This window comes from Streptomyces sp. ISL-94 (assembly GCF_018614075.1).
Classification (GTDB): Bacteria; Actinomycetota; Actinomycetes; order Streptomycetales; family Streptomycetaceae; genus Streptomyces.
Map to the genome: position 1 here is coordinate 1 of NZ_JAGGOZ010000036.1, position 20,146 is coordinate 20,146.

General features: G+C 71.5%; 19 protein-coding genes, 1 tRNA gene and 1 pseudogene. 7 read left to right on the forward strand and 14 right to left on the reverse strand.

Features of this window, described 5'->3' with window-relative positions; genetic code table 11:
- Nucleotides 1–405 precede the first annotated feature (405 nt).
- Nucleotides 406–1,164, forward strand: coding sequence for a hypothetical protein (locus J7E94_RS13810; RefSeq protein WP_374224437.1), 759 nt, complete (start codon nt 406–408; stop codon nt 1,162–1,164).
- A gap of 74 nt (nt 1,165–1,238) precedes the next feature.
- Nucleotides 1,239–1,311: transfer RNA gene (locus tag J7E94_RS13815), tRNA-His, on the forward strand.
- An 84-nt stretch (nt 1,312–1,395) separates the two neighbouring features.
- Here the strand turns inward: J7E94_RS13815 and J7E94_RS13820 are convergent.
- From J7E94_RS13820 to J7E94_RS13840, 4 genes are all read right to left on the reverse strand, one after another.
- A complete protein-coding gene (locus J7E94_RS13820) occupies nt 1,396–2,151 on the reverse strand; it encodes an alpha/beta fold hydrolase (protein WP_215015391.1) in 756 nt (251 codons plus the stop codon).
- Between the two features lie 206 nt (nt 2,152–2,357).
- Nucleotides 2,358–4,418 carry a phosphocholine-specific phospholipase C gene (locus tag J7E94_RS13825; RefSeq protein WP_215015392.1) on the reverse strand — a complete coding sequence of 687 codons (2,061 nt, stop codon included), beginning with the start codon at nt 4,416–4,418 and terminating at the stop codon, nt 2,358–2,360.
- A gap of 1,011 nt (nt 4,419–5,429) precedes the next feature.
- Complete coding sequence (locus J7E94_RS13835) at nt 5,430–5,744, reverse strand: 4a-hydroxytetrahydrobiopterin dehydratase (RefSeq protein WP_215015393.1); 315 nt, start codon at nt 5,742–5,744, stop codon at nt 5,430–5,432.
- 1 nt (nt 5,745) lies between these two features.
- Nucleotides 5,746–6,999, reverse strand: coding sequence for a Twin-arginine translocation pathway signal (locus tag J7E94_RS13840; protein ID WP_251056635.1), 1,254 nt, complete (start codon nt 6,997–6,999; stop codon nt 5,746–5,748).
- Nucleotides 7,000–7,111: 112 nt separating this feature from the next.
- Here J7E94_RS13840 and J7E94_RS13845 point away from each other — a divergent pair, with 112 nt between their 5' ends.
- From J7E94_RS13845 to J7E94_RS13865, 5 genes are all read left to right on the forward strand, one after another.
- On the forward strand, nt 7,112–7,267 hold the full coding sequence (locus J7E94_RS13845) for a hypothetical protein (RefSeq protein WP_215015397.1): 156 nt from the start codon (nt 7,112–7,114) through the stop codon (nt 7,265–7,267).
- A complete protein-coding gene (locus tag J7E94_RS13850) occupies nt 7,260–7,472 on the forward strand; it encodes a hypothetical protein (protein ID WP_215015399.1) in 213 nt (70 codons plus the stop codon). Before J7E94_RS13845 ends, J7E94_RS13850 begins: the two co-directional genes overlap by 8 nt.
- A gap of 155 nt (nt 7,473–7,627) precedes the next feature.
- Nucleotides 7,628–8,536 carry a radical SAM protein gene (locus J7E94_RS13855; RefSeq protein WP_215015401.1) on the forward strand — a complete coding sequence of 303 codons (909 nt, stop codon included), beginning with the start codon at nt 7,628–7,630 and terminating at the stop codon, nt 8,534–8,536.
- Nucleotides 8,537–8,555: 19 nt separating this feature from the next.
- On the forward strand, nt 8,556–8,876 hold the full coding sequence (locus J7E94_RS13860) for a hypothetical protein (RefSeq protein ID WP_215015403.1): 321 nt from the start codon (nt 8,556–8,558) through the stop codon (nt 8,874–8,876).
- Nucleotides 8,877–8,960: 84 nt separating this feature from the next.
- Complete coding sequence (locus J7E94_RS13865; protein WP_251056636.1) at nt 8,961–9,323, forward strand: hypothetical protein; 363 nt, start codon at nt 8,961–8,963, stop codon at nt 9,321–9,323.
- On the opposite strand, the gene J7E94_RS13870 is transcribed toward J7E94_RS13865, so the two are convergent.
- The 10 genes and pseudogenes from J7E94_RS13870 to J7E94_RS13915 form a co-directional block, all read right to left on the reverse strand.
- Entirely contained in the window at nt 9,314–9,913 is a 600-nt protein-coding gene (locus J7E94_RS13870) for an ATP/GTP-binding protein (RefSeq protein ID WP_215015405.1), read from the reverse strand. The two genes, J7E94_RS13865 and J7E94_RS13870, sit on opposite strands and share 10 nt — an antisense overlap.
- On the reverse strand, nt 9,900–10,274 hold the full coding sequence (locus J7E94_RS13875; RefSeq protein WP_215015407.1) for a DUF742 domain-containing protein: 375 nt from the start codon (nt 10,272–10,274) through the stop codon (nt 9,900–9,902). The genes J7E94_RS13870 and J7E94_RS13875 overlap by 14 nt, the downstream gene beginning before the upstream one ends.
- Nucleotides 10,274–10,693 (reverse strand): roadblock/LC7 domain-containing protein, encoded by a 420-nt coding sequence (locus J7E94_RS13880; RefSeq protein WP_215015409.1) that lies wholly within the window; start codon nt 10,691–10,693, stop codon nt 10,274–10,276. Before J7E94_RS13880 ends, J7E94_RS13875 begins: the two co-directional genes overlap by 1 nt.
- On the reverse strand, nt 10,690–12,960 hold the full coding sequence (locus J7E94_RS13885) for a sensor histidine kinase (protein ID WP_251056637.1): 2,271 nt from the start codon (nt 12,958–12,960) through the stop codon (nt 10,690–10,692). The genes J7E94_RS13880 and J7E94_RS13885 overlap by 4 nt, the downstream gene beginning before the upstream one ends.
- A gap of 409 nt (nt 12,961–13,369) precedes the next feature.
- Nucleotides 13,370–13,501, reverse strand: a complete 132-nt coding sequence (locus J7E94_RS13890) for a peptide-methionine (R)-S-oxide reductase (protein ID WP_215015413.1) — start codon at nt 13,499–13,501, stop codon at nt 13,370–13,372.
- Between the two features lie 115 nt (nt 13,502–13,616).
- On the reverse strand, nt 13,617–14,204 hold the full coding sequence (locus J7E94_RS13895) for a sarcosine oxidase subunit gamma (RefSeq protein ID WP_215015443.1): 588 nt from the start codon (nt 14,202–14,204) through the stop codon (nt 13,617–13,619).
- Between the two features lie 130 nt (nt 14,205–14,334).
- Nucleotides 14,335–17,435, reverse strand: a pseudogene (locus tag J7E94_RS13900) (sarcosine oxidase subunit alpha family protein).
- A gap of 29 nt (nt 17,436–17,464) precedes the next feature.
- Entirely contained in the window at nt 17,465–18,697 is a 1,233-nt protein-coding gene (locus J7E94_RS13905; protein WP_215015415.1) for a sarcosine oxidase subunit beta family protein, read from the reverse strand.
- Entirely contained in the window at nt 18,694–19,971 is a 1,278-nt protein-coding gene (gene glyA, locus J7E94_RS13910; protein WP_215015417.1) for a serine hydroxymethyltransferase, read from the reverse strand. The genes J7E94_RS13905 and glyA overlap by 4 nt, the downstream gene beginning before the upstream one ends.
- On the reverse strand, nt 19,968–20,129 hold the full coding sequence (locus tag J7E94_RS13915) for a hypothetical protein (protein WP_215015419.1): 162 nt from the start codon (nt 20,127–20,129) through the stop codon (nt 19,968–19,970). The genes glyA and J7E94_RS13915 overlap by 4 nt, the downstream gene beginning before the upstream one ends.
- Nucleotides 20,130–20,146 lie beyond the last annotated feature (17 nt).

Genomic DNA, 20,146 nt, shown 5'->3' on the forward strand with positions numbered 1-20,146 from the left:
CGCTCCGCGCCCGCGCCTCAATCGCCGGCGGGGCTGAAATTGCCCTCCGGGCCATCCAGCCCCGCCGGCCACAAGCACGAGGAGGCGAAGCCCCCGATGCACATCCAGCCCCGCCGGCGATTGAGGCGCGGGCCACGGGGCGGAGCCCCGACCTGAACCCGCACCCATCCGCTCGGGCAGGCAAATCCAGCCTCGCCGGCGTTTGAGGCGCGGGGTGCGGGGCGGAGCCCCGACCTGAACCCGCACCCACCCCCTCAGACGGGCCACATTCCAGCCCCGCCGGCGATTGAGGCGCGGGGTACGGGGCGGAGTCCCGGGTGGGAACCGCGTCCATCAGCACCGCTTATCGGGCGTGCATGAACAATCGTTGGCGCTGAACTGGGGACCGCGGCCAAGATGACCGGCATGGACACCATGGACCCCGCACCCATCGCCCGGATCGCCCTGGTCGGCGACCGCTCACCGCACGTGAAGTCCCACACCCGGATCCCCGTCCTCCTCGACGCCCTCGCCTCACGCGACGGGCTCGTCCTCGACGCCTACTGGATTCCCACCGCCGACGCCGCGGCCGAGGCCGCCGCCGGGACGCTCGGCCGGTTCGATGCCGTGTGGGTGCTGCCGGGCAGCCCGTACGCCAGCGAGGCCGGCGCCCTGGCCGCCATCCGGGTGGCCCGGGAGGAGGGGATCCCCTTCCTCGGCACCTGCGGCGGCTTCCAGCACACCCTGCTGGAGTACGCCCGCACGGTCTGCGGGCTCACGGACGCCGCCCACGCCGAGAACGACCCCGAGGCGGCCGACCTGCTGATCGCCCCGCTCGCCTGCTCCCTCGTCGGACACCAGGGCCTCGTACGGGCCGAGCCCGGCTCGCTCGCCGAGTCCGCGCTCGGCGCGGAGCGCTCGATGGAGCGCTACCACTGCAACTACGGGCCCGCCCCCCGGCACCTGCCCGCGCTCACCGCGCACGGGCTGCGGCTGTCGGGGCACGACGAGGACGGCCAGGTGCGCATCGTCGAGCTGCCCGGGCACCCCTTCTTCCTGGCCACGCTGTTCCAGCCGGAGCTGTACGGGGGCGGGACGCAGCCGCACCCGATCGTCCGGGCCCTCGCCGCCGCGGCGGTGGCGCACGCCGCCGCGGCCACCGCCGCCTCCGCCCGGGCGGAATAACGCGTCGCAGGACCACCCCGCTGATCGGCTATGCTGTGCATGCACATCGAACGGGTGGTCCGCCGCCCTTCGTGGTGGGTGTAGCTCAGTTGGTAGAGCACCTGGTTGTGGTCCAGGTGGCCGCGGGTTCAAGTCCCGTCACTCACCCTTTCCGTCCCGTGGGGGGCGCGAGGTTCTCCTCGCGCCCCCCACGGGCTTTTCCGCGCCCCGGCCCGCCCTGACCCGGCAGCATCAGGCCCGCAGGAAGGCCTCCACCTCCGTGGCGAAGGCCACCGGGGTCTCGTGCGGCGGGTAGTGGCCGGCGCCCGGCACGGTGGTGATCCGGCAGTTCGGGTACCAGGTCGGCCAGGTGGCGCGCATGACGTCGGCGGTGAGCGCGAGGTCGTACGCGCCGACGAGGACCAGGACCGGGACGGGGTTGCCCTTGACCGCGGAGGAGAGATCGCGCGGCTGCCAGTCGGCGAGGTAGCCCGCGAAGGCCTCGGGACGGGAGACGGACAGGGAGTGGGCGACCATGCGCTCGATCCAGTGGCGGCTCGCCCGGTTGCCGGTGATCAGGTCGAGGATGATCCGGCGCTTCTCGGGGTCTTCGGCGGCCCCGTAGAAGAGGGCGTGGGTCGTGTCGTCCATCTCGTAGGGCGCGGCCGGGACCGGAGTGAGCCCGACCAGCTTCTCGACGCGCCCGGGGGCCCGGACCAGGACCTGCTGGGCCGCCTTGCCGCCCATGGAGTGGCCGAGGAGGGAGAAGGTGTCCCAGCCGAGCTCGTCGGCCAGTTCGATGACGTCCTCGGCGATCTCGTGGAGGGTGTAGCGGCCGGGGACGTCGCGGCGGTCGCCGTATCCGCGGCAGTCGAGGAAGGCGTACGAGAACCCGTGCGGGTCCAGGTAGTCCAGGGCCGAGCCCCAGTTGGCGGAGGTACCGAACCAGTCGTGCAGCACGATGACGCGGACGGGTCCGCTGCCGATCCTGCGGTGGGCGATGGCCATGGGTTCTCCCTCGGTGACGGGTCGTAGAAAACCGACGCCGTACCTTCTGCCCACCGGGCCTGCGATCACGCGGTGAACAGAGGGGAGTCAAGCCACCGTGTCACGCCGGCGGGATGTTGGCTTCCTACAGCCACGCCCGCGAAGTCAACGCAAGCATTGACCTCGCGGGCGGCGGAAGGGGGCGGGTTCACCCCTACTGGACCGGATCAGACGGTCTTGATCGCCGGGTCGGAGACGCCCGGGGTGCCCGTCTCGACGTGGCCGGCGAAGCGGCGCAGGAAGGAGGTGTCCGCGTCGGAGCCCACCTTGACGTCGTACCAGCGGCCCGTGGTGCGCAGGTCGACCGTGTGGGAGACCGTGCCGCCCGCCAGGACCTTGAAGGTCTGGGACGCGCCGCCGTAGGCGTTGGTCACCGTGAGGTTGACCGCGACCGGGCCCGAGTTGGTCAGCGTCAGCGCCAGGTTGCCGGTGGCGTCCACGTGGCGGGCCGTGACCTCGGGGCCGGCCTTCTTCGCCGGGCCCTTCCAGGTGCGCAGGAAGCCGTTGGGGCCCCACACCGTGAGGTTGATCTGGTTGCCGGTGGAGCTGCTGGTGCTCCAGGTGTCCGCGAGGGTCTTGCCCGCCTCGACCGTGTAGGGCCAAGGGCCGTCCGTACGGTTGCCCGAGGTGCTGTGGAAGTGGGCGCCGAGGGACGGGCCGGAGGAGAAGGTCAGGGTGAACTTGCCGGTGGACACCGTGGCCTTGCCGTCCACGTACGGGCTGTAGCCCAGCGCGCGGGTCGGCTTGGCGCCGGCCTCCTGCTTGGGCAGCGTGCCCGTGGCCGGCGGGACCGGGTGGTAGGACGGGTGGGCGTTGTGGTCCGGCGGGATGTAGCCCGCGGTGGAGGGCAGGGCCGCGGGGGTCGCGTCCGCCTGGCTGAAGTCGAAGGCCGAGGTCAGGTCCCCGCAGACGGCGCGGCGCCACGGCGAGATGTTGGGCTCCTGCACGCCGAAGCGCTTCTCCATGAAGCGGATCACCGAGGTGTGGTCGAAGGTCTCGGAGCAGACGTAGCCGCCCTTGCTCCACGGCGAGACCACGATCATCGGCACGCGCGGGCCGAGCCCGTACGGACCGGCCGCGTAACCGCCGCCCCCGGCGTACAGGTCCTTCGACACGTCGGCCGTGGACAGGCCCCACGCCGAGGAGGCCGGCGGGTACGGCGGGACCACGTGGTCGAAGAAGCCGTCGTTCTCGTCGTAGGTGATGAAGAGGGCCGTCTTCGCCCAGACCGCCGGGTTGGAGGTGAGCGCGTCGAGGACCTGCGAGATGTACCAGGCGCCGAAGTTGACCGGCCAGTTCGGGTGCTCGCTGAAGGCCTCGGGGGCGGCGATCCAGGAGACCTGGGGCAGTGTGCCGCCTGCGACATCGGCGCGAAGGCGGTCGAAGTAGCCGTCGCCCGCCTTGGCGTTGGTGCCCGTGCGCGCCTTCTCGTACAGGGCGCTGCCGGGCTGGGCGTTGCGGTAGTTGTTGAAGTACAGCAGCGAGTTGTCGCCGTAGTTGCCGCGGAAGGCGTCGCTGATCCAGCCCCAGGAGCCGGCCGCGTTCAGGCCGTCACCGATGTCCTGGTAGACCTTCCAGGAGACCCCGGCGGACTCCAGTCGCTCGGGGTAGGTCTTCCAGCCGTACCCGGCCTCCTGGTTGCCGAGGACCGGGCCGCCGCCGGTGCCGTCGTTGCCGGTGTGGCCGGACCACATGTAGTAGCGGTTCGGGTCGGTGGCTCCGATGAACGAGCAGTGGTAGGCGTCGCACACGGTGAAGGCGTCGGCGAGGGCGTAGTGGAACGGGATGTCGTTCCGGGTCATGTACGACATGGTCGTGGCCGTCTTGGCCGGCACCCACTTGTCGTACTTGCCGTTGTTGTACGCCTGGTGGCCGCCGGCCCAGTCGTGGTTCAGACCCTCCACGAACTGCATGCCGAGGTCGTTGACCTGCGGGTTGAAGGGGAGGATGTCCTTCGTCCCGTTGGACTGGTAGAAGACGGACTTGCCGTTGTCCTGGAGGACCGGGCGCGGATCGCCGAAGCCGCGGACCCCCTTCATCGCGCCGAAGTACTGGTCGAAGGAACGGTTCTCCTGCATGAGGACGACGATGTGCTCGATGTCCCGGATCGTTCCGGTGCTGCCCTGCGCCGGGATGGCGGCGGCGCGCGCGATGCTCTCGTTCAGCATCGTGGCGGCGGCGGTGCCACCGGCGATCTGGAGGAACCTGCGGCGGTTGAGTTCTGCCATGGCGTGACGACCTCTGCGGGTGAGGGGGGAGTCGAGGGGCGCCCCAAGGACAGCGGCCCCGGGGGACCGGACGGAGATCCTTGTCTGACACCTGGCCGTACAGCCGGAGAACGGAAGGTCGCTCTCTGCCGGCCCGCGCGTCTGGCGAAGACGGTAAGGGAACGGCCCTGCGTGCAACAGCCCCCGGAACCACTCCACTTCACATCGGTACTGGTGACCGGGGGTACTCATCCGGCCTCCGCACCGGTCTGAGCATCCGTACTCAGGACCGGGAGATGCCTGCTTGTCATCGTGTGGGCATGCCCTTTCAGCCAAGTGACCGCCGGCCGCGCGCCGGGACAACCGCCGTCGGCACCCTGCTGCCCGAGGAGGTCCTGTCCTCCGACCACCTCCAGCGGGAGGTGGCCCGCCGCAGTGGACTCACCATGCCGCCGACGCTGCTGAGGCAGGCCACCGGGATCGTCACCCGCCGCGTCGCGGGCGAGGGGGTGTACGCCTCCACGCTCGCGGTGGGCGCCGCCCGGCGGGCGCTGGACGCGGCCGGACTCGGCCCGCTCGACATCGACCTGCTCCTCTTCGCCTCGGCCTCCCGCGACCTGGTCGAGCCCGCCACCGCGCACATCGTGCAGGCCGAGCTGGGCTCGCGGGCCCACGCCATGGACATGACCAACGCCTGCAACAGCTTCGTCAACGGGGTCGACCTCGCCCGGTCGATGATTCTGTCGGGGGCGGGCGCGGCGGGCCCTGGTGGTCACCGGGGAGACCCCGAGCCGGGCCGTCCGGCACTCCCCCGCCGACTTCGCGGAATTCCGCAGCGGCTTCGCCGGCTACACCTTCGGCGACACCGGGGCGGCCGTGGTGGTGGAGGCCGTGGAGCGGGGCGGGATCCTCGACGTGGACAGCGAGACCCACTCCGAGCACTGGGAGGTCGGGGGCATCCCGGGCGGCGGTTCGCGCCACTGCGCCCCCTTCCGCCTACGGGCGGGAGGGGGCGCTTTCTTGCGTCCAGGATCAGTCCAGCGGGAGGGCCTGGTGCGCGGCGACAATCCCGTCGATGCGGTGCGCGAGGTCGAAGTCCGCTGCCGTCAGCCGATTCCCTGCGTCGTGCGTGGTGATCGACGCGCGCAGGTGGTCGATTCGCAGGTCCAGGTCGGCGTGGTGCTGAATCCGCCGGGACCGGTCGGCAATCGTGACGATCGCGGCCACCGCCGCGTGATACCGGATCTCGTACGTACGGGTGATCGCATCCCCGTCCTGCTTCCAGCCCGGCAGCGCGGCCAGACGCTCGGCGATCTGCTCGTGCGTCAACGGCTGCGGTACGCCCATGTCAGCTCCCCTCGTTCACGGGCGCCAGGATCTCGGCGAGGTCCCGGCCTACCGGGGCATCGTGCCACGGCCGCATGGCCCGCTCCAGCGTGCCCAGTTCGCGGAGCATGCGCACGGACCGGGTCTCGGCGGCGATGGTCGCCGCCTCGCGCGCGATCTCGACCGCGTGGTCCGGCTCACGCGACACGGCTGCCGCGGTGGCGTGCCGGGCGAGGTAGACGCCGCGGTCCCGGCGCGCGGTGGATGGCACTGCGGCAAGCACCTGCGTCCACAGCTGGTCAGCTTCCCGACCGAGCCCGAGCCGGCCGTAGCAGGTGGCTCGCTGAACCTCCAGGTAGCCGGGCGTCCTTCGGCACGCGTTGCCCCAGGGCAGATCGTCGTCCACGCGGTGGATGAGCCCGCTCGCGGTATCGATGAGCTGATCTACGGTGGTCCGGTCGCCGGTGAGGCTGGCGCCGTGGGCCCGCTGCTGCATGGCCATGATCCGCACCTTTGGAACGAGCGCGTCCGCGTCTTCGAGGGCGGCTTCGCATAGGTCGATGACGCCGTACCCGTCACCCAGGTCAGTACGGACCTGCGCCTGGTTCACGAGGGAGTACCCGATGAGGTGCGGGTCACGGGACCGAACCGCTATCTCCTGCGTCACCCCCCGCCAGAAGCTCGCGGCGCCGAGGTCGCCCGCGTCCTGGTAGAGCCAGCCGACGAGCGCCGCGTAGGCGGCGCCGACGCGGAGCAGACCGCGGCGGGTCTCGCCCTTTGCGGAGCGGACGAGTTTGTCGATGAGCCGGTACTGCTCGGACACGGTGCCGATGAGGTCGTGGGGGCCGAGGAACATGTCGGCCCGGTAGTGGCCCTCCAACTGCGACTGGAAGTAGTCGATCAGCGCGGGGTCCACGTGCTGTGGTGCTACGGGCCCGGCGACGAGCGCCGCGGCCGTGACGGAGATGAAGGTACGGCGTTCCACCTGGTCCTCATGCTGCCTCTCGGGTCGGATCCATCCGGCGGGCACCGTGAATCCAAGGTCTTCGGGCCATCGCCCGAGCGTGTCGTGCAGTACCTGTGCGGTCTCCTCCGGCGGCCATCCGCGCTGCTCCTGGCGGCCCTCCCACCGGCGCCACGTCCGCGGCGCAACCGTGAAGTGCGCATTGTCGAGGAGGGCCTGCCCGTGCGCCGAGAGCGCTGCGGCGGCCTGCTCCATCGTGCGCCAACCGACGCGGAGCCGGGCGGCCCGGAGCGCGTCGTTGCGTGGGCTCATGGCCCCAGTGTGAGGTGTCATCGCGTCTGTCCCCGGCCGTGGCCGCTACGTGGCCACCGATGGCCACGCGATGGCCTATCTGCCCATCTGCGTGCCCGCCCATGATCCTCCTATGACGACGAACAGTGCAGACGAACAGCACCGCGCACGCCTCGCGTTGCCGCAGTTGCCGCTGGGCCCGAGCGCCGAGCTGACCGACCGCGCAGCCGAAGGCTGGGAGCGGTTCCTCCACTCCGCCGGAAAGGGAGCGGAGGCGTCCGATGAGTGAGCAGTACGAGTATGTGCCGCACCGCCTGCTCCGCGAGCGCGTCCGGGACATCGCCTCCGGCGTCGAGGGCGAGCTGATGGCGGTCGTCAACGAGAACGTATCGGCGTCCGTGGTCCATGAGCACTGGGTGGAGCTGGCCTACATCCGGGGCCCGTCCGGCCGGGAAATCACAACCGCGGTCGGCAACATCGAGGCTGTCGGATGAGCGAGCTTCGCCCTCAAGCCCTGTACGTCCTGATCGTGCTCGGCATTCTCGCCGTCATTGTCGTCGGCACCCACTGACCCCCGCCCCGGCCGCGCATCTGCCAGGACCACGACCGGAGCGGGCTCCACCTCCCCACCCGACGAGGAGGCACCACCATGACTACCACCGAAACCACCCCGGCCACGCTCAGGTTTGCGTGGCTGGAGGTGACCGGCTTCTGCAACGAGCGGTGCGACCACTGCTACGCGGACTCCGGACCCGACCGCGACCACGGCTCGATGACTGTCGCGGACTGGGTGTCCGTCATCGACCAGCTCGCCGACATGGGCGGCGCCGACGTACAGTTCATCGGCGGCGAGCCCACCCTGTATCCGCGTCTCCCCGAGCTGATCGCGCACGCCGCTGGTCGCGGACTCGGCGTCGAGATCTTCTCGAACATGACCCACATCAAGCCGGCCGTCTGGGACGCAATCACCGCCTACGGCGCCAAGCTCGCCACGAGCTACTACTCGGACGACGCGGCCGAGCACGACGACATCACCCAGCTCCGAGGCGCGCACCGCAAGACCCGCACGAACATCGAGCGCGCTGTAGACCTCGGCGTGCCGATCCGAGGCGGCGTCGTCGCGCTCCGCCAGGGGCAGCGGGCCGTGGAGGCCGTTACCGACCTCCAGTCCATCGGCGTCGGCCAGGTCGGCGGGGACCGCATCAGGGCTTTTGGCCGGGCCAGCCAGGGCGCGCGCCCGCAGATCAAGGATCTGTGCGGGCACTGCGCCCACGAGAAGTGCGCGGTGGGACCGGACGGCGCTGTCTGGCCCTGCGTCCTCGGCCGCTTCATCGACGTCGGCAACGTGCGTGAGGAGGCCCTAGCCGACATTTGGACCGGTGACCGACTCGCGCGGGCGCGCGCCGATATCGCCGCCGTGCACGGGCCCGGCGCGGCCGCCTGCACGCCGCCGCAGTTCCTCCCCATGTGCGGACCGTGCGGCCCGTGCGTGCCGTCGGTGGGCCACTGCGACCCGGAGGAGGCTCCCCTCGGCGCCGCTACGATCACCACCACCTGACCGAACTTGGAGGACACCGATGGACCCGCACGGCGAAACCATCCTCAGCTGGCCCGCCCCTTCCGGGCAGGAGCGGACCGACGAGCAGTGGGCGGCCATCGCCGGGCAGGTCCGGCACGCCGCGAACAAGCTCGGCCCCGCACTGCCCGCATGCCTGCCGGGTGAGCCCCGTCAGTGCGGTCTGTCCGCCCAGCAGCACGCATTGGCGTGGGCGGCCGAGCTGAAGGCCCGGTCACACCACCTGATCGAGGCATACGCGCCGTCGGCCGAGGCCGCCAGCTACGCCGCCGGACCGCTGTTCAAGGAGCGGCTGGCCGCCCTGCGCGCACCTGCCGTCTGAGACCAGCTCCCCCGGCTGCTCTCCCGCGTCCGGGCCGGGACCCTGCTGCTGCCGGGGTCGGACGTCCGGCTCAGTCTCACGGCGGTGGAGAACCTCGCCGAGGCCGCGCCGGCGGCGGCGGGCTGGGCGCCGGGCGCGTACAACGTGGCCGACGGTGAGCCGTACGCCCGCGACGAGGCCGTACGCCGGGTCCTGCGGGCCCACGGCAGCCGGGCCCGGATCGGGCATCTGCCCCAGCCTGTGGCCCGTACGGCCGCCCGCGCGGCCGAGGCGCTCGCGCGCGGCACCGGCCGTGAACCGGCGCTGAGCCGCTACGCGGTGGACCAGCCGGCCCACCCGGTGGTGCTGGACCTGAGCCGGGCGCGGGCCCGGGGCTGGGCACCGCGCCGGACTCTGTCGGACTACCTGGGCTCGGTGGCCCCCGGTGGGGCCCCTGTTCAGCCGTAGACGGTTTCCGGGACGCCCGACTTGGCGATGAGCACGTCGAGGAGGGACAGCAGGGACTGGCGGACGTCGTCGCGGGAGCGGGCGTCGAGCATGAGGACGGGCGTGTTGGGGTCGCGCAGGTGCAGCGCGGCCCCGATCTCCTCGGCGGTGTAAGGCTGTTCGCCGTGGAAGCAGTTCGCGCCGACCACGAACGGCAGTCCCCGGCTCTCGAAGAAGTCGACGGCCGGGAAGCTGCGGTCGAGGCGCCGCGTGTCCACGAGCACGATCGCGCCGAGCGCCCCGTTGAGGAGGTCGTCCCACATGAACCAGAAGCGTTCCTGGCCGGGCGTGCCGAACAGGTAGAGGACGACTCCGGCGTCGGTGAGGGTGATCCGGCCGAAATCCATCGCGACGGTGGTCACCGTCTTGGACTCGATGCCGTCGAGGTCGTCGACGCCGACACCCGCGGCCGTCAGCCGCTCCTCCGTACGCAACGGCTCGATCTCGGAGATCGTCTCCACCAGGGTCGTCTTCCCGACCCCGAACCCACCGGCGATGAGGATCTTGACCGGAGCCGGTTCCTGGGTGGCGGGGGTGTCATATCCGGGCAAGGTTGTCCCTGATTCTCATGAGCAGGTGGACATTGGTGGTCTCGGCGCCCTCCAGGGGCGCCCGGTGGTGGATCAGCCCGCGGTCCGCGAGTTCGCCGAGCAGCAGCATCATCGGGGTGAGGCGGATCTGCATCCGCGCCGCTATCTCGGCGACCGCCCGGCCGCCCGGCTCCCCGCACATGGCGAGGATGGCCTGCCACTCGGTGGGCAGGCCGCCCCAGGCGTCCTCGGTGACCGCCGCCGTGATCGTGGTGTCCATGGTGAGGACGGTGTGCGGGGCGGCTGTACGGCCATCGGTGAGGGCGTACAGCCGCGTCCGGCGGGGGCGGCCCGGGGGCTGCTGCGGCTCGTCTTCCGGCATTACGGCGTCGGCGCCTGAACCCGCTCGGGAGTGCCGAGCCACTCGCCGAGCGCCTGGGCGGTCCGCACGGCCTCCCCGCCGAGTTCGCCGAGGCGGGCCTTGCGGGAGGTGACCACGATGAGCGTGCTTCCCTCCCCACAGCCGACGATGCACAGGTACCGGTCGTCCATCTCGATCAGCTGGCGGATGACCCCGCCGCCATCGACCTCCCTGGATATCGCCTTCATGGTGGCCGCGATGCCGGAGGCCGCGGCGGCCATGCGCTCGGCCTGGGGCTGGTCGAGCAGGTAGGCGCTGAGCTTGATCCCGTCGTTGGACAGCAGCACGGCTCCCTGGATGCCGGCGATCCTGCTCAGGTTGTTGTCCAAGACGCTGTAGATCATGCCGTTGGATGCCGCGGTGTTGGATGTCGTTGTCATGGCTGTTCCTGTCGGAGCTCTGCTTCCACTGTCTGGGTCCCCTGTTCGTAGTCTGCCCAGGCGTCGGCCACCTCTTCGGGTGTCGCGGTGTCCTGGCCGACGACTGGTTCCGGTGCGCGCGGCACACGGAGCTGCTCGGCGATGTGGGTCTGCGGGACGCGCTCGGGCAGCGCCGGGCGGGCGGGGGCGCCGTCCCGAATCGCGGGCGCGGTGTCCTCCTGCCGCTCCGGTGACCGCTCCGGCGTCCTGCGGCTCGGCAGCCCGGTCCCTGTGTGCAGGACCAGCTCGGGCTTGCGCTCCCCGGGCGTGCGCTCGTCGGCACTGCGGTCCTCGGCACGGTGCTGCGCCGGGAGGAGCGGCGCGGGGAGGAGCGCGCCCTGTTTGCGCGGTGCCTCCCCTTCGGCCGGCACCAGCAGTTCCCCGGGGAGGATCACCACGGCCGACGTGCCTCCGTACACGGAGCGGCGCAGCGTGACCGTGGCCTGGAGCTGGTCGGCGAGGTGCCCGACCACGAAGAGTCCCAGCCGGTGCGCGTTCTGCGCGAGGACGGAGAACGGCGGAGCCGAGTGGAGCCGCGCGTTCATCTCCTCGTAGCTCGCGGGGGTCACCCGCGGTCCACGGTCCTCGATCTCGACCGACAGCCCGTCCGCCACCATTTCGGCGCGGATGACCACCTTCGACCTCGGCGGGGAGAACCGGGTGGCGTTGTCGAGCAGTTCGGCCAGCAGGTGGCTGATCTGGCTGACCACGCGTGGTTCCACGCTCGCCTCGTCCAGGGCCTGCCGCTCGATGCGCCGGAAGTCCTCGACCTCCGCGGCGGCTTCGCGCAGCAGGTCGGCGACGCGCATGGGCTCGGTGTGCGGGTCGGGGACCTCGCCGCCCGCGAGGATGAGCAGGTTCTCGATCTGCCGCCGCATGCCCACCGTCAGCTGGTCGGACCGCATCAGCTGGGCGAGCAGCGCCTCGTCGTGACCGAAGGTGTCCTGAAGGTCCTCGGTGAGGCTCAGCTGGCGGCTGACCAGGTTCCCGGTGCGCGAGGCGATGCCCGCGGCGAACATGCCGAAGCCGTGGCGCTCGTCCGCGAGCTGCCGGTGCCCGTCGACGGACACGGCGACGACCCGGGCGAACGCGTCGCTGATGCGCCCGACCTCGTCCCGGTCCCCGCTGACCGCCGGCAGTGCCCCGTCGTCGACGGCCTGCCCGCGCTGGAGCCTGGCCACCACTTCCGGCAGCGTGTCCTCGGCGACTGTCACGGTACGTTCGTGCAGGACGCGCAGGCGGCGCAGCACCAAGCGCGTGGTGAGCACGACGACGGCCACGACGGCCAGCAGGGCGGCGCCGCTTCCCGCGATCAGCCAGGCGACGTCGGTCTCCAGCTCCGCGGCCTTGGCGTCGCCGCGCGCGAGGACGCTCCGCCCCCGCTCCCCGTTGAGCATGCCCAGCTGCCCGGCGAACTTCTCGTGCGCCGCCCGCCAGCCGGCGACCTCGGAGGGGAGCTTGACGCCGGACTCGATGTCCTTGTGGTCGGAGACGACCGCGTTCTCGATGCGGATCTTGGTCTGCCACTCGGGCGACGCGACGATCTTCTCGTAGAACGCCCGCTCGTCCGCGGCCAGGTAGGGGACGATCCAGGTGTCGTACAGGTAGCGGTGGGCTCCGACGGCGCTGATGAACTCGTCGAACCCGGCGGAGGTCAGTTCCCTGGACGGCCCGGCCAGCGCGAGGACCGTGTCCTCGCGCGCCACCATCTCGGATGCCGAGAGCAGGGCGACGGCAGGACGGCTCTCCCGGGTGAGTTCACCGTCCTCCGCGTGGCTGAACTCCTCCTGGTACACGCGGATCGCCGCGTCCACCACTCCGGTGTAGTAGCCGGTCACGCTTTCGGCGGTGCCGGTACGGGCGTCCGCGCGCTCGCGGGTCGCGGCCAGGCCGTCGAGGAGGTGGCTCACCTCCTCGACGAGGCCGTGGTTGTGGCCGGATGCCTCCGGGTCGGGGGACAGCCGGCGGAACTCGGCCGCGGCCTGGTCCGTCGCCGCGCGCCTGACGTGCAGCTCGTTGTCGGCGACGGGCGCACCGGCCCAGCGGGCGGCGGTCATCGTCCGCTCTGCCTGCATCCCGGTCATCAGCGTGTACAGCGGTACGCCGAGCCGCTCGCCGGACGTCACATCGGTCCGCAGGTGCTGGGACTGGGTCAGCAACCGTTGCGCGGTGATCACCACTTGGGCGCCCATCGCCACGGTGGGGACCACCGCCAGCCAGATGAGCAACGTACGCAGGCGCACGGTACGCCGCCGACGAGGAGTCGTCGACTGCCCTGTTGCGCCTTCGGGTTCTATGGGAGACATCAGGCCTCGGGAGCGGGGAGGAAAGCGGGGGCGGATAAGCGGGGACGGACCAACAGCCGGACCGCGTACGGCTCTGGGGAGGGGGCCGGGGGACAACCGGTCGGGCTTCGAAAGGAGATACGGGGGTACCGATCATAACCAGCCACCCCGCGGGAGCCGATAGGTGTCTTCCACAGCTGAAACGTGGTATCGACGGCAGCCCCTGCGGCGGCCGGAGACCGGATCGGAACCCAACCGCGACGTTCCCGACACCATGCCCGCCGGGACAGGGCCCGGACATGAGAGTGACCCTGCCCGGAGGCAGGGTCACGAGGAACGCGGCGCGAGCGGCTCAGGCGGACGGCGCCTCGGCCGGGGCCGGCCGCAGGGAGATCGAGTTGATGCAGTAGCGCTGGTCGGCGGGGTCGAAGAACGACGGCCGGCCGCGCCACTTCGACGATTCGCATAGCTCGCTCCGAGCCACGCCGAGAGGGCTGGGATTGAGCCCGTCATGCCGGGAGGGGGCCCGGCCACCGGGGCAACGCCTGTCGGCACAGACGTGATCCCACGGCGGCCGGGTCTGCCCACGGCTCAGAGGGTCACCGTGCCTGGGCATCCAGCCCGTTGGTGTACTCCGATGCGGCGTCGAGCAGCCAGTCGGCCAGGTAGCTGGCGAACGACGAGCGCACCAGCACCCAGAATCCCGGCTTGAGCTCGTCCCGGGGGACCAGCACCACTTGCGCGCGGGCCAGCGTGGTCTGCGCGCACCGGCCCGCGCCGAAGGACCGCGGATGCAGGTCGAGGGAACAGCCGTGCGCCAGCACTTCGCCGGCCCGGGCCCCGGCGACGAGCAGGGTGGTGCGCTGGGACGACACGTCGACGACCGCGGCGTGCTCGTCGCCGATCGCCTCGCGCAGCCGTGCCTCGATCTCCGCCTGGGTTCCGGGTGGGCCCACGACGAGCCACTCGTCAGGCCCCAGCCACAGCGCGGCGAGCTCGCCGCCGCGCGCGACCGTGTTGGGCTCCAGCGGCAGCGGGAACCCCAGCGTGAGTCCGACGGCGTTCGCGGCCGGACCCTTGGGCTCCAGGCGCACGTTGACCTGGGCGAGGAAGGGGAGTTCCGCCAGCCGCAGCGCTCCGCCCGAGGCGCGCGTTGCGGCGGCGAACCGTTCGGCGTGGTGCGACATCGGGCTCAGCCGGTCGCGGCGGGTTCCGAGCGGCGAGCCGGGCCGAAGATCGGGGTCGTGCCGGACGGACGAGGGCACGGCACCGGGCCGAAGCGGAGTCGAGGCGGAGCGCGACCAGACGTACGAGCTTTCAGCCATCGCGGCGTGCCCCCTCAGGGTCGTAGAGAACGGGACTTGCGACCGTGACCGGGACCAGCTCGCCCCCCACTGGCGCATACAGCCGCTCACCGATGCGGTCCCGGCCGCCCTTGACGAGGGCGAGCGCGAACGTCCGGCCGAGGGCCGCGCTGCGGTAGCTGGAGGTGACGTGCCCGAGCATCGGCACCGGCGGTTCGGGGAGCGGGCTGCCGGCGACCAGGTGAGTGCCTTCGGGCAGCAGGGTGCCGGGGTCGTCCGGCAGCAGGCCGACGAGGTGCTTGCGGTCGGGCCGACTGGTGTCGGCGCGGGCATACGAGCGCTTGCCGATGAAGTCGGGCTTCTTCTTGGACACCGCCCAGCTCATGCCGAGGTCCTGCGGGGTCACGGTGCCGTCGGTGTCCTGGCCGACGATCGGATAGCCCTTCTCGGCGCGCAGGACGTGCATGGTCTCGGTGCCGTACGCCGTGATGCCGAGCGGGCCTCCCGCCTCGTACAGCGCCTCCCACAGCGCCGTCGCGTCCCACGGCGAGACATTGATCTCGTACGCCAGCTCGCCGGAGAAGCTGATCCGGCACACCCGTGCCGGAATCCCGGCGACGGCCGTGTCGCGCCACGCCATGAACGGGAAGCCGGCGTTGTCCACGGCGAGCTGCGGGGCGAGCCCGCCCAGCACCTCGCGGGAGCGGGGGCCGACCAGGGCGACGGTGGCCCACTGCTCGGTGACCGAGGCGCAGTGCACGCGCAGGTCGGGCCACTCCGTCTGGAGCCACTCCTCCATCCAGTCGAGTACGGCGGCGGCGTTGCCGGTCGTGGTGGTGACGAGGAAACGCCTCTCGGCGAGCCGGATGACGGTGCCGTCGTCGAAGACCATCCCGTCGGGGCGGCACATCACGCCGTAGCGGATCATGCCGACCTTCAGCGTGCTCATCATGTTGGTGTAGAGCCGGTCCAGGAAGTCTCCGGCATCCGGTCCCTGCACATCGATCTTGCCGAGCGTGGAGGCGTCCATGAAGGCGACGCCTTCGCGGGCGGCGCGGCACTCGCGCAGCACTGCCGCTTCCATGTCCTCACCGGCTTGCGGGTAGTACCACGGCCGTTTCCACTGCCCGACGTTCTCGAAGAGCGCGCCGTGCGCGACGTGCCAGTCGTGCAGGGCGGTGACGCGTGCGGGGTCGTGCAGGACCCCACGGTCGCGGCCGGCGAGCGCGGCGAAGGAGACCGGCGCGTACGGGGCGCGGAAGGTCGTCGTGCCGAGCTCCGCGACGTCGACGCCGAGCAGGTGCGCTATGACACCGCCGGCGAGAACGCCCGAGGTCTTGCCCTGGTCGTTCGCCGTGCCCGCTGTGGTATAGCGCTTCAGGTGCTCGACCGACCGCATCCCGGCGCCCGTCGCGCGGGCGAGATCGCCGACGGTGACATCACGCTGGAGGTCGACAAAGCTGCGGGATGTGTCCGCTCCGGGTACGACCCACAGATGCCGGGGCGGTGTGCGGGGCTCTTCGACCGGCGAGGGGAGCGGGAGCGAGGCAGAGGCGGCGAACCCCTCGGCTTCGAGCGCCCGCGCGCCCGCTGAAGCTCCGTCGGCCAGGCAACGGGACAGGTCGAACTCACCGCGTGCCGCCCCGGCGACCTCCACCGCCTGGCGGCAGCTGTCCGGCACGAACGAGCCGAGCGCGTCGTCGTAGCGAAGCCGCCCGCCTGCCTGGCTGAACAAGTGGACGACCGGGTTCCAGCCGCCGGAGACGAGGAGGAGGTCGGCGGCGATCTCCCGGGAGGCCGAGCCTCCCTCGGCAGGGGACACGGTCACCGAGGAGACTCGCGGCGCGCCCGCGGTACCCGTGACGGTGTGCCCGGCGAGCACCTCGATGCCGGCCTCCGCGGCCCGGCGCGCCCACTCCCCCGGCTCGGGCCGGGCGTCGATGACCGCCGCGACCTCCGCCCCCGCCGCCGCCAGGTCGAGTGCGGTGGCGTATGCGCTGTCGTTCGTGGTGAACACCACCGCGCGGCGCCCCGGGAGGACGCCGTACCGGTTCACATACGTACGGGCCGCGCCCGCGAGCATGACGCCGGGGCGGTCATTGTCGGCGAAGGCGAGCGAGCGCTCGTGCGCACCCGTCGCGAGGACGACCCGCCGCGCCCGGATCCGCCACACCCGCTCGCGCGAGACGTGGGCGGGGGCCTGTGCGCCCAGGTGGTTGGTGCGGCGCTCGACGGCGAGCACGTAGTTGTCGTCGTAGTAGCCGAAGACCGTGGTACGGCGCAGCACCCGCACGTCGGGCGCCGCGTCGAGTCCGTCACCCGCCTCGGCCACCCAGTCAGGCAGTTGGCCCGTGCCGAGCAGGCTGCCGCCCAGCTCGGGCTGGTCATCGGCGAGGATCACGCGCGCCCCGCTGTGAGCGGCCGCCGTCGCCGCGGCGAGACCGGCCGGTCCCGAGCCGACGACCAGCAGGTCGCAGTGGGCGTGCACGGCGTCGTAGCGGGCGGGGTCCGGTTCGGGGGCGAGGCGTCCCTGGCCCGGCAGGCCGCTCGCCACGAGCCCGTCGTACAACTCGACAGTCGTCGCGGGGAGCATCGGCTCCGGGAACGGGGCCTCGATCTGGACAACGGCGTTCGGCTCCTCGGCTCCGGCCGCGAAGATGCCGCGCGGACGGCCGAGTCTGACGCTGGTGCCGGTCTGGTGGACGCCGCCCGCGAGCAGCGCGGAGGCGAGGGTGTCGCCCCGGTACCCCTGGTACTCCACGCCGTCGAAGAGGAAGCTCAGCGGCTTCTCTCGGGAGATACGTCCACCGCTGGGCCGTCGGAAGGGCTGCGAGGTCATGCGATCACCGGCCTTTGCTCGCCGACCCGGTACACGGCGAGGATGTCGTTGGTCGCCGTGTCCCGGACGGCGTTGAACCAGCGGCGGCAGCCGTCCGCGTGGCTCCACCTCTCGGGGAACGGCCCCCTGGTGTTGTCACGGAAGAACAGATAGCGGGCCCATTCCTCGTCGGTGAGGGCCGAAGGGTCCTCGGGATAGGGCACGTGCGCCTGACCGCCGTAGTGGAATTCGGCCTCGTCGCGAGGCCCGCACCAGGGGCATGGGATGAGCAGCATCGCTGAAGGCTCCTCGTGTTGTGCTTCGCTCAGTGGGCGACCGCGGCCGCGCCGTGCTCGTCGACGAGCGCGCCGGTGGTGAAACGGTCGAGCGTGAAGGGGGCGGCCAGCGGGTGGGCTTCGTCGTGGGCGATGGTGTGGGCGAAGGCCCAGCCGACTCCCGGCGTGGCCTTGAAGCCACCCGTCCCCCAGCCGCAGTTGACGTAGAGGTGGTCCACGGGGGTCAGCCCGACGATCGGTGACGCGTCGGGGCTGACGTCCACGATGCCGCCCCAGGTGCGCAGGACGTGCGCGCGGGCGAAGACCGGGAACAACTCCAGCGCGGCCGCCATCTGGCGCTCGATGATGTGGAACGCGCCGCGCTGCGTGTACGCGTTGTACGCGTCGATGCCCGCGCCCATGACCAGCTCGCCCTTGTGGGCCTGGCTGACGTACACGTGCACCGCGTTGGACATCACCACGGTGGGGTGCACCGGCTCAAGGAGTTCGGAGACCAGGGCCTGCAGCGGGTGGCTCTGGACGGGCAGCTCGAAGCCGGCCATGGCCGCCAGCACCGAGGAGTGCCCGGCCGCGCAGAGAGCGACCCGGCCCGCTGCGATGGGGCCGAGCGAGGTCTGTACGCCGGTCACCCGGCCGCCCTGCACGTCGATGCCGGTGACCTCGCAGTTCTGGATGAGGTCGATGCCGGCGGCGTCGGCGGACCGGGCGAGGCCCCAGGCGACGTGGTCGTGCTTGGCGATGCCCGCGCGCGGCTGGTAGGTCGCGCCCATGACCGGGTAGCGCACGTCCGGCGAGATGTTGACGATCGGGCAGACGTCCTTGACCTGCTCCGGGTCGAGCCACTCGGCGTCCACGCCGTTCAGCCGGTTGGCCTCGACCCGGCGGACGCTGTCGCGTACGTCCTGCAGGCTGTGCGCCAGGTTGAGCACACCGCGCTGGGAGAACAGGATGGGGTAGTCGAGGTCGTCCTCCAGTCCCTCCCACAGCTTGAGCGCGTGCTCGTAGATCCCGGCGCTCTCGTCCCAGAGGTAGTTGGAGCGGATGATGGTCGTGTTGCGGGCCATGTTGCCGCCGGCGAGCCAGCCCTTCTCAAGGACCGCCACATTGGTGATGCCGTGGTTCTTCGCCAGGTAGTGGGCCGTGGCGAGGCCGTGTCCGCCGCCGCCGACGATCACCACGTCGTACGACCGCTTGGGCTCGGGCGTGCGCCACAGCCAGTCGGGGTGCTCGGGAAGGTCGGCGCCTGGGGTACGGGGACTCATCGCGCGTCTCCTGACAGGGACGGGTAGAGGGGGTGGGCGGCCGCGAGGGAGGCGGTACGGGCGCGCAGCGCGGCGACATCCGGTTCGGGCTGGAGGGCGAGCGCGATCACATCGGCGACCTCGGCGAAGTCCTCGTCGCCGAAGCCCCGGGTGGCCAGGGCCGGTGTGCCGATGCGCAGGCCGGAGGTGACCATCGGCGGGCGCGAGTCGAAGGGCACGGCGTTGCGGTTGACCGTGATGCCGGTCTCGTGGAGCAGGTCCTCGGCCTGCCTGCCGTCCAGTTCCGAGCCGCGCAGGTCGACCAGGACGAGGTGCACATCGGTGCCTTCGGTGAGCACCTTCACGCCGGCCGCCGCCGCGTCGGGGCGGGAGAGCCGCTCGGCCAGGATGCGCGCTCCGGCGAGCGTACGGACCTGGCGGTCGGCGAAGGCCTCGGAGGCGGCCAGTTTGAAGGCCACGGCCTTCGCGGCGATGACATGTTCGAGCGGGCCGCCCTGCATGCCGGGGAACACCGCCGAGTTGAGCTTCTTGGCGAGGTCGGCGTCGTTGCTGAGGATGACACCGCCGCGCGGTCCGCCGAGGGTCTTGTGCGTGGTGGTGGTGGTCACATGGGCGTGCGGCACCGGGTTGGGGTGGAGGCCCGCGGCGACCAGGCCGGCGAAGTGGGCCATGTCGACCATGAGGTACGCGCCGACCTCGTCCGCGATCCGCCGGAAGCGTGCGAAGTCCAGCTGCCGGGGGTACGCCGACCAGCCCGCGATGATCATCTTGGGCCGGTGCTCCTTGGCCAGGCGCTCCACCTCCTCCATGTCGACCAGGCAGTCCGCCTCGCCGACGTGGTACGGAACGACGTTCAGCATCTTGCCGGAGTAGTTGATGCGCATGCCGTGCGTCAGGTGTCCGCCGTGCGCGAGGTCGAGGCCGAGGATGGTGTCGCCGGGCCGCAGCAGCGCGAAGAACACCGCGGTGTTGGCCTGCGCCCCGGAGTGCGGCTGGACATTGGCGAAGGAGGCGCCGAACAGCGCCTTGACCCGGTCGATGGCGAGCTGCTCGACCACGTCGACGTGTTCGCAGCCGCCGTAGTAGCGGCGGCCCGGGTAGCCCTCGGCGTACTTGTTGGTCAGGACCGAGCCCTGGGCCTCCATCACGGCGGTCGGAGCGAAGTTCTCCGACGCGATCATCTCCAGCGTGGACTGCTGGCGGGCGAGCTCCGCGCGGAGGGCCGCATGGACCTCCGGGTCCAGTTCTGCGAGCGGGGTGTCGAGCATGTTCATACCGCTTTCCTCGCACGGGGGGTGGTGGACAGCTCGGAGGCGGGGTCGGCGTTGAGCTCGTCGACGACGGCCTCCACCTGTATCCGGGCGGCGCCGGCGGGGAGTTCGGTGCGGATCGCCGCGGCGGTGCGCTTGCCGTCGAGGATCTGTGCGGTCACGTTGCTCCTCTTCAAGG